Consider the following 12974-nt stretch of genomic DNA (forward strand, 5'->3'; position numbering starts at 1 on the left):
CTTGACCATCTGCAGACCCCCGCCCCCGCTGCCGATCTTGCCGCAGGGGTACGCCAGGAGTCATGGCGCGGCTGCCCGTCTATGCGCCGATGCTGGCTCAGCTCGGCTCCCTGCCGTCGGTACGCGGGGACAAGTGGGCCGTCGAGATGAAATGGGACGGCGTACGCGCCCTGGTCTACCTGGAGGACGGCGGCGTCCGGCTGCTGTCGCGCAACGGCAAGGACGTCACCGCGGCCTACCCCGAACTGCAGCTGATGGCCGGCGCCACTGGCGGGCGGCCGGCGGTCGTCGACGGGGAGATCGTGGCCTTCGACGAGGCCGGCCGGCCCAGCTTCGGCGCGCTGCAACCCCGCATGCACCAGCGCCACCCGGCCAAGGTCGCCGAGCTGGCCAGGGCCGTACCGGTGACGCTCATGGCGTTCGACCTGCTGCACCTCGGCTCCGACAGCACCATCGGCCGGCCCTACACCGAACGCCGCGAGCTCCTGGAGCACGTCCTGACACCCGGCTTCCGCTGGCAGGTGCCGGTGTGGTTCCACGACCACGCGGACGGCGCGCTCGACTCCTCCCGCCGGCTCGGCCTGGAGGGCGTGGTGTGCAAGCGCCTGTCGTCGCCCTACCGGCCGGGCCGGCGCAGCGCCGAGTGGACGAAGGTCAAGAACCTCACGGCCGTCGAGGTGATCATCGGCGGCTGGAAGGCCGGCGCGGGCCGGCGCGCGGGCACGATCGGCTCCCTGCTGCTCGGCGCGCACGACCAGGACGGGCGGCTGCGGTTCGTCGGCCACGTGGGCACCGGCTTCACCCAGGCGATGCTGGACGACCTGTACGAACGCCTCACCCCACTGGAGCGGCCCGAGTCGCCGTTCGCCGCACCGGTGCCCCGCGAGCCCGCCCGCGACGCCCACTGGGTCGAGCCGCGCCTGGTGGGCGAGGTCCGCTACGCCGAGCTGACCGGCGACGGCCGCCTGCGCCACCCCTCGTGGCGCGGCCTGCGCCCCGACCGCGAGCCGGCCGAGATACGCCTGGACACCGGCGACTGGGCCGCCGGCTGAGCCGATCGCTAGGCGCCGGCAGCGGGCAGCGGCTCCCGTATGACTGGAGCGGGGTCCTTGAGCGTGCGGGCCAGCAGCCAGGCCAGGGCCGGGAAGACGATCAGGCCGGCGAGCGCGACCCGGAGCGAGGTGGCCTCCGCCACCGCCCCGACGAGCGGGCTGGTCAGGCCACCGGCGCTCACCGCCAGGCCGAGCGTGACGCCGCTGGCCGTGCCCAGACGGTTGGGCAGGAAGTCCTGGCCCAGCGTCACATGCAGCGAGAACGGCGCGTACAGGGTGATCGACGAGGCCGCGATGAACACGTACGCGAAAGGACCCGGCGCCAGCACCACCCCGGCGATGGCGGGCACGGCGGCCGCGTACGCCAGGCACATGGTGCGCACCCGGCCCCAGCGCCCCGCCAGCCGGCCACCGAGCAGCGTCCCCACCGCACCCCCGGCGAACAGCACGAACAACGCCACCGCCCCCGCCGCTCCCCCACCCATGTACAGGGCGACGAACGCGCTCAACCCCACGTACGCGATCGACCGGAAGACGATCACCAGGGTGAGCCGGACGAACGACGGCCAGTCGTCCCGCCCGGCGGAACGGGCGCTCGCCCGAGCCGCCTCACCGTGACGGGAGAGCGAGCGGATCACCGTGAGCGTGAGCAGCGCGCCCACCACGGCGGGGACGACCAGCAACGGCGAGGCGCCGAGCCCCCACAGCGACAGCAACGGCGTGACGACGATCGGCGCGGTGGCGAAGCCGAGCGTGCCGCCCAGTGAGAACCAGCTCATCCGCACGTGACTGCCCTCGCTGGCGATCCTGGCCAGGCGGGCCGACTCCGGATGGTAGGCCGCCACGCCCAGACCCGACAGCGCCACCGCCAGCCAGGTGAGGGCGTACACGTCGGTGACACCGCTGAGGGCCACCCCGAGCCCGGCCGTGAGCATGCTGACCGGGATCAGCCACGGCATCCGCCGGCGGTCGGTGAGCGCGCCGAAGACCGGCTGGACGATCGAGGACAGCAGCGTCGCGGCGAGCACGATGCCCGACGCGGCGACGTACCCGTAGCCGCGCTGCGCCACCAGGAAGGGCACCAGCGCCGGCACCGCCCCCTGGTACACGTCCACACCGGCATGGCCGGCGGCCAGCATCACGATCTTGTTCGCCTTCACCCTCTGATCGTCACCCCGGGATGACCTGGCCCGCTTCCGATAAAATGCCAATCCATGATGGAAATCCGCCATCTTCCGGAAGCACCCACCGGAATCCGGCCGCTCGCGCCCGGCACCGGGATCGACGCGCACCGCCACGACACCCACCAGATCACCTACGCCTGCCGGGGCGTCCTGTCGGTGACGACGGGCGCGGGCACCTGGGTGGCCCCGGCCAACCGGGCCATCTGGGTCCCGGCCGGCACCGTCCACGAGCACCGCGCGCACGGCGACACCGACCTGCGGCTCGTCGGCCTGCCCATCGCCGACAACCCCCTGCGCCTCGACCGGCCCGCCGTGCTCGCCGTCGGCCCGCTGCTGCGCGAGCTGATCATCGCCTACACCGCCGCCGCTGTGGGACCGGACCCCGACGATGGCGGCGCCGAACGGCGGCGGTTGCGGGCCGTCCTGCTGGACCAGCTCCGCCGCTCCCCCGAGCAGCCGTTCCACCTGCCCACGGCCCGCGATCCCCGACTGGCCGCCGTCTGCGCGCTCCTGCACGACGACCCGGCCGACCACCGCACGCTCGCGCAGTTCGGGCGGCTGGCCGGCACCAGCGACCGTACGCTGGCCCGGCTCTTCAGGAGCGAGCTGGGGATGACGTTCCCGCAATGGCGTACGCAGCTGCGCCTGCACCACGCGTTGCTGCTGCTGGCCGACGGGATCACGGTCACCTCGGTCGCGCACCGGTGCGGCTGGGCCACCGCCAGCGCTTTCATCGTCGCCTTCCGGGAAGCTCTCGGGTACACCCCGGGCCGCGCCTTTACAATGTAGATTCGCTACACTGGCATCCTGTGAGCAGAGCGAAAGCCCAAGGGGGCACTCCGGCCACGGTGGCGCTGACGAAGGCCAAGGCCGAGTTCACCCTTCATCCCTACGAGCACGACGCCAACGCGCAGGCCTATGGCGAGGAGGCCGCCGACGCGCTCGGCGTGCCGCACGAGCGGATCTTCAAGACGCTGGTGGCCGAGGTGGAGGGCGCGCTCGCGGTGGCGGTCGTGCCGGTCTCGGGCAAGCTCGACCTCAAGGCGCTCGCGGCGGCGCTCGGCGGCAAGAAGGCGACCATGGCCGACGCGGCGAAGGTCGAGCGCGTCACGGGCTACGTGGTCGGCGGCATCAGCCCGCTCGGCCAGCGCAAGAGGCTGCCGACCGTGGTCGACGCGTCGGCGCTGGAGTTCGGGACGATCTACTTCTCCGCCGGCAAGCGGGGGCTGCAGATCGAGACCGCCCCCGCCAACCTGATCTCGCTGACGGGGGCCGTCACCGCCGCTATCGGAAGTGCCGGTTGATCCTGTCGCGGCGATGACGCGGCTCCAGGAAATCGCGGGGACGCCGCGGTCCCATGACGTCGCCGGGGCGCCGAGGTTCCATGACGTCCTCGGGACGCCGGGGGTCTCGGGCGTTCTCGGGACGCCGGGGGTCTCGGACGTCCTCGGGACGCCGGGGGTCTCGGACGTCCTCGGGACGCCGAGGTTCCAGGGCGTCACCGGGACGCCGTTCCAGGGCGTCACGGCGATGCCGTGGCTCCCGGAAGTCCCGCCGGTTCCATCGCTCCATGAACGTGAAGCGTCCGCGGTGGTCGAACTTCCGGCGCCTGTCGCGGGCGAACCGCTCGTGCTCGTGACGGGCCTTCGCCTCCGCCTCCAGCGCCTCCTTCAGGCCCGGGGTGAAGCCGCCGCCGAAGCGGGACATGTCAGGGCCGGGAAAGCGCGACGGGGCGGTGTCACTCAGGGCCTCCTGCATCGAGTCGACCCAGATCGGTCCCGGTAGCGAGGCGCCCTGCACGGAGCCGTAGTACTCATCGCCGATCTGGACGTTCTGCAGGGGGTAGCGGTAGGCGCCCCTGATGTCCCCGACGCTGACCGCGGCCGCCAGGTCCGGGGTGTAACCGGCGAACCACGCCGAGGTGTAGCCGTTGTTCGTGCCCGTCTTGCCCGCCGCGGGACGGCCGATGCTCTGGCCGCGCATGGTGCCCTCGGTGAAGACGCCGCCCAGCACCCAGTTGACCGCGTCGGCCACCGGCCGCTCGAGGGCCTGCTCGCAGGCGGGCGGCACCTGGGTGCGTTCGCCGGCCCGGCCGGTGATCTCCACGATCGCCAGCGGCCGGCAGTACCTCCCCCTGGCCGCGAACGTCGCGAACGCCGCCGCCACCGTCACCGGGTCCATCTCGTTGGCCCCCAGCGTGAACGTCGGCACCTCGCGCAGCGGCGTCCCGTCGGCGCGGGAGATGCCCAGCGCCTTGGCGGTCGTGACCACGTTGCAGAGGCCGACCTTGCGCTCCAGCATCATGTAGAAGATGTTGACCGACTTCCAGGTGCCGGTCTCCAGGCTGTGCGGGCCGCCGGCGCCCTCGCCGGAGGCGTTGTAGATGGTCGTCTTCGGGTCGTTGACGCGCCGGCCGTGGCAGTCGCGATAGCCCTGGTCGGGCGTCAGCTCGCCGGGGGTCTGGAAACCGTCCCCGAACCGCCAGCCCTGCTTCAGCGCCGTGGCCAGGGTGAACACCTTGAACGTGGAACCGGCCTGGAACCCCATCCCGCCGCCGTGCGTCATGTCGGCCGGCAGGTTGAAGGTGGTCCTGGCGCCGTTCTTCTTGTTGCCCGGGTTGCGGCCGAAGCGCTTGCTCGCCGCCATCGCCATGATCCGCCCGGTGCCCGGCTCGACCATGGCCTCGGCGGCCACCTGGGTGTCGTCGGGGTGCACCCGCTGCCGGATGGCGTGCTCGGCGGCCCGCTGGGCCACCGGGTCGAGGCTCGTACGGATCACCAGCCCGCCTGTGCTCATCCTGGCCTGCCGTTTGGCGGCTGTGCTGCCGAAGGCGGGGTTGGACAGGAGCTCCCGCTGAACGTAATAGCAATAGAACGGGTAGCTGCTCTGGGCGCAGCCGCCGGGCTCCGGATGGAGCTTGAGGTCGAGGCCGGTCCGCTTGGCCGCGGCCGCCTCCTGCTGCGAGATCGCGTGCACCTCGGCCATGCGGTCCAGCACGATGTCGCGCCGCTGCCGCAGCCGGACCAGGTGCCTGTCACCCAGCGAGGGGTCGGTCGAGTACGGTACGCGCACCGCCCCCGCCAGCGTTGCCGCCTGGGTCAGGGTGAGGCGGGCGGCCGTGGTCGAGAAGAACCGCCTGGCCGCGGCCTCGACGCCATGAGCTCCCGCGCCGAAGTACGCGATGTTCAGATATTTCTCAAGAATCTCGTCCTTGCGGTACTTCTCCTCCATCGCCAGGGCGTACCGCAGTTCGGTGATCTTCCTGGCCAGGTTGGGCGCGCGGGCCCGGTCGCGCTCGGCGTCGCTTCGGGCGCCTTCCACCAGGATGTTCTTCACGAGCTGCTGGGTGAGGGACGAGCCACCCTGCTTGATCCCGCCCGCCTGCGTGTTGGTGAGCAGTGCCCGGATCGTGCCCTTGACGTCCAGGCCGCCGTGCTCGTAGAACCGGGCATCCTCGATGGCCACGATCGCCTTGCGCATCACCGGCGCCACCTGGTCGAGCCGGACGGTCGTCCGGTTGGCCTCGTAGAACTGGGCGAACTGCTTGCCGTTCCGGTCGAGGAGGCGGGTCACCTGGGACAGCGGCTCCTCACGAGGGGCGGGCGGCAGGTCGACGAACGTCATGGCGACGTTCTTGGCGGACAGGCCCGCCCCGGTCACGGCCGGGGCGGCCAGCGCCGCCGCCAGGACCCCGCCGATCGCCCCGGCCACGGCGAGCACGCCGACGGATCTGAGCACAGTCACTCAGTTGATCTGCGGCCGGGAAGCCATCGGCAAACACCGGCCTCGCGCGTCTTTACTGTTGTCTGCGGATATTCAGACCAAGTGACGCGAACTGCTCGAACGGCTGGTGATAGCCGCGCTCGATGTGGTTGACGCCGCGCAGCGTCGAGGTCCCGTCCGCCACCGCGGCGGCCAGCACGGCCGAGAATCCGGCCCGGATGTCGGGCAGCGTCACGTCCGCGCCCTTGAGCTGTGACACGCCCCGTACGACGGCCGAGTGCCTGGCGTTCGTGTCGTGGTAGCGGCAGGCCGGGCCGCCCAGGCACTGATCGAACACCTCGATCTCGCAGCCCATCTTCTGCAGCGCCGGAACGTACACCAGGCGGTTCTCGAAGACGGTCTCGTGCAGCACCGACATGCCCTGGCTCTGCGTGAACAGCACCATGAGCGGCGTCTGCCAGTCGGTCATGAACCCGGGATGCGTGTCGGTCTGCACGGCCGCCGCGCGCAGCCCCTCGGGCGGCGCGGTGGCGCACAGGTATTCGTCGTTGATGTCGAACTGGGCGCCCATCCTGGCCAGCGTGGTGATCGCGGTGACCAGCCGGTCCTGCGGGCAGCCGTGCACCCGCACCTCGCCGCCGGTGACCAGGCCCGCCGCGAGATAGGAGAACGCCTCGATGCGGTCGCCCGCGAGCCAGATGGAGGCGCCGTGCAACCGCTCCACGCCCTCGATGACGATCCTGCGGTCGGGCGAGAGCTCGATCCTGGCGCCCATCCGCTGCAGGAACAGCGCCAGCTCCACGACCTCGGGCTCCATCGCCGCGTTCTTCACCACGGTCTTGCCCTCGGCCAGCACCGCGGACATGAGGATCGTCTCGGTCGCCCCTACGCTGGGATACGGCAGTTCCAGCCGGGTTCCGTTCAGCCGTTTGGCCTTGGCGAAGATCCCGGTGTCGCCCACCTCGACCTCGGCGCCCATCGCGCGCAGCGCCTCGACGTGGAAGTTCACCGGCCGCCGGCCGATGGGGTCGCCGCCGACAAGCGGCACGAACGCCTCCCCCGCCAGGTGCAGCAGCGGGCCCAGCATGAGGATCGGGATGCGGTTGAGCCCGGTGAACGCGTCGGGCACCCGCGGCTTGATCTCCGGCCCCTGACCGATGCGGATCTCCGTCCGGGTGATCTCCACGTTGATGCCCAGCGCGTCGAGCATCGCCGCCGTGATGCCGACCTCGCCGACCTCGGGGACGTTGTGGATGGTGCTCTCCCCGGTGCCCAGCATGGCGGCGACCATGTGCTTGGACACGGCGTTCTTGGAGCCGCGTACTTCGACGTCACCCCTGAGGGGACCGGAAGGTTCGATCAGCCAGACCTTGTCTTCAATCACGAAGCGAGCCTAGCCGGGAGATACGATCGACCTGATTCAGACGTAAATGTGAGGGGGAGCGGCGTGGCGAGGCATGTTCGCGCATTTGCGGTTACTGTCCTCATCCTCGCCGCTCTGGCAGTGCTGGCCGGGCTGCTGTGGTCGCACCTGTCCCCCCGCGCGCCGTACCAGGTCACGGCGCAGGGGCCGGTGCTGGCGGACCCGACCACGCAGGCGCTGATCGCCGCCGACGGATGGTACGCGGTGATCACCGGCGGGCTCGGGCTGGCCTGCGGAGCGCTCGCGTGGTTCCTCGGCCGGCGGCACCAGCTCGCCGTGCTGCTGGGGCTCGGCGTCGGCGGGGTACTGGCGGCGTTCCTCACGCTCTGGGTGGGTTCGACGTTCACGTTCGGCGTGGTGGCCGTGGAGGCCGCGGCCGAGCCCGGGGTGAAGGTCGTCCCCGGGTCGCTGGCGCTGACCGCCACGGGCGTGATCGTGTCCTGGCCGCTGGTCGCGGTGGGCTTCTTCGGGCTGCTGGAGGGCATGCACGGGTATCGCGAGTCGCCGCTGCGCAAGCCGTACGGGATCGACTGACGGCTGCCCTGCTGGTCAGAGGGGCGGGCGGCGCAGGCCGTGCTCGGTGGCCCGCTCGAAGGCGCGGGCCACGCGCAGCACCGTGGCGTCGGCGAACGGCCGGCCGATGATCTGCACGCCGACCGGCAGCCCCGACGGCGTGAATCCGGCCGGGACCGACGCGGCGGGCGCGTGCAGGACGCTGATCCAGTACGCGGAGCGCATCCATGCCAGGTAGTCGGGCAGCCGGACCCCGTTGATCTCGCTCACGTAGGGGTGCTCGACGGGGAACGGCGGCACCTGGCTGACCGGGGCGATCAGCACGTCATAGGTGTCGAAGAAGGCCGCCATGCGGTGGTAGAGGCCGCTGCGCAGGCGTTCGGCCCTGGCCAGGTCGGCGCCGGTGAGCTTGCGGCCCTGCTCGACGTTCCAGGCAGTGTTGGCGCCCAGCCCGTCGAGCTCACCGAAGGCGAGCGTGTAGTACCACGCCCGGTAGACGCGGAAGGCGTCGTCGGCGTCCGACAGGTCCAGCTCGGCCTGCTCGACGTGCGCGCCGAGCCGCTCGAACACACCGGGCGCCGTAGCGGTGACCGCCGCTGTCTCGGGGTCCACCGGCAGCCCGCCCAGATCGGGGCTCCAGGCCACGCGCAGCCCGGCGACATCGCGCTCGTCGGGGGTGAAGCCCTCGGTGATCGAGTACGGAGAACGAGCATCGAATCCCGAAATAACCGACATCATCAGGGTCAGGTCGTCGACCGTCCTGGCCATCGGCCCCTGAACGGAGAGCGTGTACCAGGCGGCCTGCTCCGACAGGGCGGGCACCCGGCCCGGCGTCGGCCGTAGCCCCACCACGTTGCAGAACGAGGCCGGATTGCGCAGCGACCCGCCCATGTCAGAACCGTCGGCGAGCGGCACCATCCCGGACGCCAGCGCCGCCGCCGCCCCGCCGCTGCTGCCCCCGGCTGACCTGGACAGGTCGTAGGGGTTGCGGGTGGCCCCGAACACCTCGTTGACCGTGTGGGAGCCGGTGCCGAACTCCGGCGTGTTGGTCTTGCCCACGAGAATCGCCCCGGCCGACCTGAGCCGCTCCACGATCACATCGTCCTTGTCGGGGACATGATCGGCGTAGATCGGCGACCCGTAGGTGGTGCGGATGCCCTTGGTGTCGACGAGGTCCTTGTGCGCCACCGGCACCCCGTGCAACGGCCCCGTCGCCTCCCCAGCGTCGGCGGCCTTGGCCGCGTCGAGCGCCTGCTCGGCGACCAGCGTCACGATGGCGTTGACCTGGGGGTTGACCTGCTCGATGCGGTCGAGGTGGGCCTGGAGCAGCTCGACGGCGCTCACCTGGCGGGTCCTGACCAGGTGGGCCATCTCGGTCGCGGTCAGGTAGTGCGGTGCGGTCACGATCCGATTGTCGCTCACACGCCCAGGCAGGCAGGACCGAGGAGTTGCTTGAGGTCGCCCATCAGTGCCGCCGACGGCGCCACCCGGAGCCCGTCGCCGACCCGCATGACCGTCGCCCTGGACCCGTCGTACACCCGCAGATGCACCTCCGACGTCCCAGGATGCGCGGCCAGGATCTCCTTCAGCCGCCCCACCACCGACGGCGTGCAGCGGGTCAGCGGCAGGCTCACCAGCAGCGGCCCGCGCGGCTCCCGCGATAAGTCGGGCACCGTGACCTCCATCGCGATGATCTTGGCCACGTCCTCCCGCTTGTCCAGGCGCCCCTTGACGAAGACGAACGCGTCCTCGGCCAGGATCGTCGAGCTCAGCTGGTAGGCCGACGGGAAGATCAGCACCTCGATCGCGCCTTCGAGGTCTTCCAGCTGGGTGAGCACCCAGGTGTCGCCCTTCTTGGTGCGCTTGCGCTGCAGGCCGCTCAGAATGCCGCCGACCGTGACGATCTGCCCGTCGGCGCGGCTGTCGTCCTGGAGCGCGGCGATGGAGCAGTCGGCCCCCGAGGCGAGGATGTGCTCCAGGCCGAACAGCGGGTGGTCGGAGACGTACAGGCCGAGCATCTCCCGCTCGAACTGCAGCAGCGTGCGCTTGTCCCACTCCCCCACCGGGATCCGCACCTCGAACGTCTGGTCCTCGACGGCGCCGAACAGGGAGTCCTGGCCGATGGCCTCGTGCTTCTTGATGTCGACGATCGCCTCGACGGCCTGCTCGTGCACCAGGACCAGGCCCTTGCGCTCATGACCGAGCGAGTCGAAGGCCCCGGCCTTGATCAGCGACTCGATCACGCGCTTGTTGCAGACGGGCGCCGGGACCTTGCGCAGGAAGTCCGTGAAGTCGGTGAAGCGGCCCTTCTGCCTGCGCGCGGCGATGATGCCGTCGACGACGTTGCCGCCCACGTTGCGGATCGCCGACAGGCCGAAGCGGATGTCGGCGCCGCGCGGGGTGAAGTCGAAGTCGGAGTCGTTGACGTCGGGCGGGAGCACCTTGATGCCCATGCGGCGGCACTCGTGAAGGTAGAGGGCTGACTTGTCCTTGTCGTCCTTGACGCTCGACAGCAGCGCGGCCATGTAGGCGGCCGGGTGGTTGGCCTTGAGGTAGGCGGTCCAATAGGCGATGAGGCCGTAGGCGGCGGAGTGGGCCTTGTTGAAGGCGTAGTCGGAGAAGGGCAGCAGGATGTCCCACAGCGTGGTGATCGCCGTGGCGGAGTAGCCGTTGGCCCGCATGCCGCTCTCGAAGGAGGCGAACTGCTCGGCCAGCTCGGACTTCTTCTTCTTGCTCATCGCCCGGCGCAGCAGGTCGGCCTTGCCGAGCGAGAACCCGGCGACCTTCTGCGCGATGGCCATGACCTGCTCCTGATAGATGATCAGGCCGTAGGTCGTGTCGAGGATGTCGGCCAGCGACTCCTCGAACTCGGCGTGGATCGGGGCGATCTCCTGCCGGCCGGTCTTGCGCAGCGCGTAGTTGGTGTGCGAGTTGGCGCCCATCGGGCCAGGGCGGTAGAGCGCGATGAGAGCCGAGCAGTCGTCGAAACCGTCGGGCTTCATCAGCCGCAGCAGCGAGCGCATGCCGCCGCCGTCAAGCTGGAACACGCCCAGCGTGTCGCCCCGGCCGAGCAGCTCGTAGGTCTTGCGGTCGTCGAGCGGCAGCGTCAGCGGGTCGATCCGCTCACCGGACGTCGCCTCGATCATCTTGAGGCAGTCGTCCATGATCGTGAGGTTGCGCAGGCCCAGGAAATCCATCTTCAGCAGGCCGAGCGCCTCGCAGGCCGGGTAGTCGAACTGCGTGATGATCGCGCCGTCGGACTCACGGCGCATGACGGGGAGGTGGTCGGTGATCACCTCGGCCGACATGATCACGCCTGCGGCGTGCACGCCGGTCTGCCTGATCAGGCCCTCCAGGCCCCTGCCGAGGTCCATCGCCGCCTTGACGTCGACCTCTTCGGCGTAGAGCCGGCGCAACTCGCCCGCCTCGGCGAAGCGGGGGTGGGCCTCGTCGAAGATGCCCGCCAGCGGGATGTCCTTGCCCATCACCGCGGGCGGGAACGCCTTGGACACCCGGTCGCCGAGCGCGTAGGGGAAGCCGAGCACGCGGCCCGCGTCCTTGATGGCGGCCTTGGCCTTGATGGTGCCGAACGTGACGATCATGGCGACCTTGTCGGCGCCCCACTTCTCCGTCACATAGCGGATCACCTCGGCCCGCCTCCGCTCGTCGAAGTCGATGTCGACGTCGGGCATGGAGACCCGGTCGGGGTTGAGGAACCGTTCGAAGATCAGGCCGTGCGGCAGCGGGTCGAGGTCGGTGATGCCCATCGCGTAGGCCACCAGCGAGCCCGCCGCCGACCCTCGGCCCGGACCGACCCGGATGCCGTTTTCCTTGGCCCACATGATGAAGTCGGCGACCACGAGGAAGTAGCTCGGGAAGCCCATCTGCTCGATGACGCCCATCTCGTACGCGGCCCGGCGGCGATGCTCGTCGTCGAAGCCTTCCGGCCAGCGCCGGTCCATGCCCTCCCAGACCGTCTTACGGAAGAACTCCCGCTCGGCCATCCCCTCGGGGACCGGGTAGGCAGGCATCAGATTCTTGAACGCGAAGAACCCGGTCGGATCGACCCTCTCGGCCACCAGCAGCGTGTTGCGGCAGCCCTCGGCCCACAGGTCGGAGGAGTCGGCCGCGCGCATCTCGGCGGCGCTCTTGAGGTAATAGCCGCTGCCGTCGAAGCGCAACCGGTCGGGGTCGGACAGCTGCCTGCCGGTCTGGACGCACAGCAGGGCGTCGTGGGAGGCGGCGTCGGAGGCGTAGGTGTAGTGCGAGTCGTTGGTGACCAGCGGCGGCAGGCCGAGGTCGCGACCGATCGCGCTCAGCCCGTCGCGGACCCGGCGCTCGATGTCGAGGCCGTGGTCCATGATCTCCAGGAAGAAGTTGTCCTTGCCGAAGATCTCCTGATATTTCGCGGCGGCGGCACGCGCCTCGTCGTACTGGCCGAGCCGCAGCCTGGTCTGCACCTCGCCCGACGGGCAGCCGGTGGTGGCCATCAGCCCGTCGGCGTGCTCGGCGAGGAGCTCGGCGTCCATCCTTGGCCATTTGCGGACGAAACCCTCGGTGTAGGCGCGCGAGGACAGCCGCATCAGGTTGTGCAGGCCGACCTTGTCGCGCGCCCAGATCGTCAGGTGGGTGTAGTGGCCACCCGCGGAGACATCGTCACGCCGCTGGTGCGGCTCGCCCCACAGCACCGGTTGCCTGGTGTGGCGCGACTCCGGCGCGAGGTAGCTTTCGATCCCGATCACCGGCTTGACGCCCGCGGCGGTGGCCCGCCGATAGAAGTCGTAGGCGCCGTGCAGGTTGCCGTGATCGGTGATCGCGATCGCCGGCATCCCCAGGTCGCCGACCCGGCTGACCAACTGCTCCAAGCGCGCGGCCCCGTCGAGCGTCGAGTATTCGGTATGGACGTGCAGATGCACGAACGAGTCGCTGGACGACATGGAGCGGCGCCTCCCGTCTGAATCGTGACCTGCGCTCCGACTCTAGTTGTCACCACCGACAGTCCTGGAGTCGTACAGAACGGGTGTCCTCACCGTGAAGGCAGGTCGCGGCGATCACCGGTCGATTAGGGTACGAACTGTT

General features: G+C 70.5%; 9 protein-coding genes. 4 read left to right on the forward strand and 5 right to left on the reverse strand.

The window, feature by feature from the left end:
• The first annotated feature begins 62 nt into the window (after nucleotides 1–62).
• Complete coding sequence (gene ligD / locus ACQP2T_RS38985; RefSeq protein ID WP_433509881.1) at nucleotides 63–1052, forward strand: non-homologous end-joining DNA ligase; 990 nt, start codon at nucleotides 63–65, stop codon at nucleotides 1050–1052.
• Nucleotides 1053–1060: 8 nt separating this feature from the next.
• On the opposite strand, the gene ACQP2T_RS38990 is transcribed toward ligD, so the two are convergent.
• Nucleotides 1061–2212 (reverse strand): MFS transporter, encoded by a 1152-nt coding sequence (locus tag ACQP2T_RS38990; protein WP_433509882.1) that lies wholly within the window; start codon nucleotides 2210–2212, stop codon nucleotides 1061–1063.
• 54 nt (nucleotides 2213–2266) lie between these two features.
• On the opposite strand from ACQP2T_RS38990, the gene ACQP2T_RS38995 reads away from it, so the two are divergent.
• Nucleotides 2267–3025, forward strand: coding sequence for a helix-turn-helix domain-containing protein (locus ACQP2T_RS38995; protein ID WP_433509883.1), 759 nt, complete (start codon nucleotides 2267–2269; stop codon nucleotides 3023–3025).
• Between the two features lie 20 nt (nucleotides 3026–3045).
• A complete protein-coding gene (gene ybaK, locus ACQP2T_RS39000) occupies nucleotides 3046–3540 on the forward strand; it encodes a Cys-tRNA(Pro) deacylase (RefSeq protein ID WP_433509884.1) in 495 nt (164 codons plus the stop codon).
• Here ybaK and ACQP2T_RS39005 read toward each other — a convergent pair.
• Together ACQP2T_RS39005 and murA are read right to left on the reverse strand one after the other, a co-directional pair.
• A complete protein-coding gene (locus ACQP2T_RS39005; protein ID WP_433509885.1) occupies nucleotides 3521–5974 on the reverse strand; it encodes a transglycosylase domain-containing protein in 2454 nt (817 codons plus the stop codon). The two genes, ybaK and ACQP2T_RS39005, sit on opposite strands and share 20 nt — an antisense overlap.
• Before the next feature lie 58 nt (nucleotides 5975–6032).
• A complete protein-coding gene (murA, locus tag ACQP2T_RS39010) occupies nucleotides 6033–7343 on the reverse strand; it encodes a UDP-N-acetylglucosamine 1-carboxyvinyltransferase (protein ID WP_433509886.1) in 1311 nt (436 codons plus the stop codon).
• A 63-nt stretch (nucleotides 7344–7406) separates the two neighbouring features.
• On the opposite strand from murA, the gene ACQP2T_RS39015 reads away from it, so the two are divergent.
• A complete protein-coding gene (locus ACQP2T_RS39015) occupies nucleotides 7407–7916 on the forward strand; it encodes a hypothetical protein (protein WP_433509887.1) in 510 nt (169 codons plus the stop codon).
• 15 nt (nucleotides 7917–7931) lie between these two features.
• Here ACQP2T_RS39015 and ACQP2T_RS39020 read toward each other — a convergent pair whose 3' ends face one another.
• Together ACQP2T_RS39020 and dnaE are read right to left on the reverse strand one after the other, a co-directional pair.
• A complete protein-coding gene (locus ACQP2T_RS39020) occupies nucleotides 7932–9299 on the reverse strand; it encodes an amidase (RefSeq protein WP_433509888.1) in 1368 nt (455 codons plus the stop codon).
• Nucleotides 9300–9313: 14 nt separating this feature from the next.
• Nucleotides 9314–12832, reverse strand: a complete 3519-nt coding sequence (dnaE, locus tag ACQP2T_RS39025; RefSeq protein ID WP_433509889.1) for a DNA polymerase III subunit alpha — start codon at nucleotides 12830–12832, stop codon at nucleotides 9314–9316.
• Between the last annotated feature and the right edge of the window lie 142 nt (nucleotides 12833–12974).

The organism is Nonomuraea sp. CA-143628 (genome assembly GCF_050942315.1).
In the GTDB taxonomy this organism is placed as follows: Bacteria; Actinomycetota; Actinomycetes; order Streptosporangiales; family Streptosporangiaceae; genus Nonomuraea.

What these genes read in the sequence shown, in the direction of transcription:
- ligD (WP_433509881.1), top strand. Translation starts at nt 63, where the DNA reads ATGGCGCGGCTGCCCGTCTATGCGCCGATGCTGGCTCAGCTCGGCTCC.
- ACQP2T_RS38995 (WP_433509883.1), top strand. Translation starts at nt 2,267, where the DNA reads ATGATGGAAATCCGCCATCTTCCGGAAGCACCCACCGGAATCCGGCCG.
- dnaE (WP_433509889.1), bottom strand. Translation starts at nt 12,832, where the DNA reads ATGTCGTCCAGCGACTCGTTCGTGCATCTGCACGTCCATACCGAATAC.